At 63.2% G+C, this 2,030-nt stretch carries 1 protein-coding gene; it reads right to left on the reverse strand.

Features of this window, described 5'->3' with window-relative positions:
* Positions 1-73 precede the first annotated feature (73 nt).
* Positions 74-1,702: a choline dehydrogenase gene (locus EN893_RS30975; protein WP_127267699.1), complete on the reverse strand. Its 1,629-nt coding sequence runs from the start codon at positions 1,700-1,702 to the stop codon at positions 74-76.
* Between the last annotated feature and the right edge of the window lie 328 nt (positions 1,703-2,030).

Genomic DNA, 2,030 nt, shown 5'->3' on the forward strand with positions numbered 1-2,030 from the left:
GCGCATGACAGTCCAACCAACGCAGTTTTTCAGTCTCAACCAAAAGACTTTGGTTGTATTCCGGCCGCCTCTATCAGGCCGCCACGCTCTGTTGAGCGCGGCTGCGGATCAGATCCGCGGCCTTTTCGGCGATCATGATGACCGCCGCATTGATGTTACCACAGACGAGGTCGGGCATGACCGAGGCGTCCACGACACGAAGTCCGGCGATGCCGCGCACCCGCAATTCCGGATCGACCACCGATGCCGCATCGACGCCCATGCGGCACGTGCCGGCCGGATGATGCACGGTGATCGAGGTCTTGCGGATATGCTCGTCGATCTCTTCGTCGCTCTCGCATTTCGGGCCGGGAAAGAACTCCGCGCCAACGAACGGAGCCATGGACGGCTGGCTGGCAAGGTTGCGCGCAACGCGAAAGCCGGCGCGAAGCGATTGCCAGTCGCTCTGCGAGGACAGGAAGTTCTGGTGGATCAGCGGCGCAGCGACCGGATCGCTCGACGCCAGCTTGACGCTGCCGCGGCTCTCCGGCTGCACCGCAACGATACGGGTCGCAAAGCCGTCGGCGAACGGCGCCTTGAACGGCGACATGTAAGGCCATGCCCCCAGCGGTGCAGCGGTGAAAAGCAGCTGCACGTCCGGCAGCGGCCGGCTTGCGTCGCTCTTCAGGAATGCCACGACGCCGCCAGGCACATCTCCCGAAAAGCCCTTTCCGGTGAGATAGGTCTTGACGAAATCCAGCCCGATACGATCGGCCCGCATCATCTTGAGAAACGGTCCCGGCTGTTTGCGCCGATACATCAGGATGACCGAAACATGGTCCTGCAAATTCTTTCCGACCTGCGCACGATCGACCTTCGTCTCGATGCCATGCGCCGCGAGCTCACCGCCGTCGCCTATGCCTGACAGCATCATCAGCTGCGGCGTGTTGATGACGCCGCCGGCAAGCAGGACTTCGCGCCGCGCCAGAACTTCATGGCTCGCCCCGCCTCTGGTGTAGGCAATGCCCGCCGCGCGCCCATCCCTGAGCAGGATCTTCGTCGCCATCGCGCCGGTCAGCACCTTGACATTGCCGCGGCGCATGGCCGGCCGCAGATAGGCGGTCGCGGTCGAGCAGCGGCGGCCGTTGGCGATCGTCATCTGCAGCCGGCCGAAGCCTTCCTGTATGGCGCCGTTATAGTCGTCGGTCTGCGGGTATCCGGCATCACGGCTGGCTGTGGCGAAGGCATCGATCAGTTCGTCCTTGTACCGGCAGAACTGGGTGTTCAGCGGCCCGCTGCCACCACGGTACCGGCTTTCCCCCGCTTCCCAGCGCTCCTGCTTCTTGAAGTAGGGCAGCACCTTGTCGAACGACCAATCCGTCAGGCCGCTTGCCGCCCAGCGATCGTAGTCGCCGCGATTGCCGCGCACATAAGCCATGGCGTTGGTGGAGGAAGAGCCGCCGATGACCTTGCCGCGCGCGCATTCGACCTTGCGCCCGCCGACATTGGCCTCGGGCTCGCAGAAATACATCCAGTCGTGGCGGCGCTCGGTCAGTATCTTGCCCCAGCCGAGCGGGATGTGGATCATCGGATCGCGGTCCCAATCCCCCGCCTCCAGCAGAAGCACCGATACGGCAGGGTCCTCGCTCAGCCGGTTCGCCAGCACGCAGCCGGCCGATCCCGCACCGACAATGACGTAGTCAAAGGTTTCGCCAGCCGGCATGCGTGATCCTCGGGAGAAAGACGGTCCGCCGCGATGGCAACCGTCGACATGGGCAGTCAACCATCGCGCAACTAGTGTTGTCAACCATTGCGTACAGTTGTAGATTGGTTGAATTGGTTGAGTGCCGTCGAACAGGTTTTCGTGTCACAATATGATGTCGGGACGTTGAGTCGGCGGTCTGCCGATCGGACAGGAGATTTGGTTTTGAGCGCATTCGAGCCGCAGGTCGGACCATCGGATCTCGACGACATCATCGCCGCGGTCCGCCAGTTGCAGCAGGGCGGCGGCAAGCTTCCGTCCGAGCGCGATCTTGCGCAACATCTGAGCG

Source organism: Mesorhizobium sp. M7A.F.Ca.CA.004.04.2.1, assembly GCF_004022825.1.
In the GTDB taxonomy this organism is placed as follows: Bacteria; Pseudomonadota; Alphaproteobacteria; order Rhizobiales; family Rhizobiaceae; genus Mesorhizobium.

Bases quoted from the DNA above. Each gene is read 5' to 3' on its own strand.
- EN893_RS30975 (WP_127267699.1), bottom strand. From the start codon at position 1,702: ATGCCGGCTGGCGAAACCTTTGACTACGTCATTGTCGGTGCGGGATCG.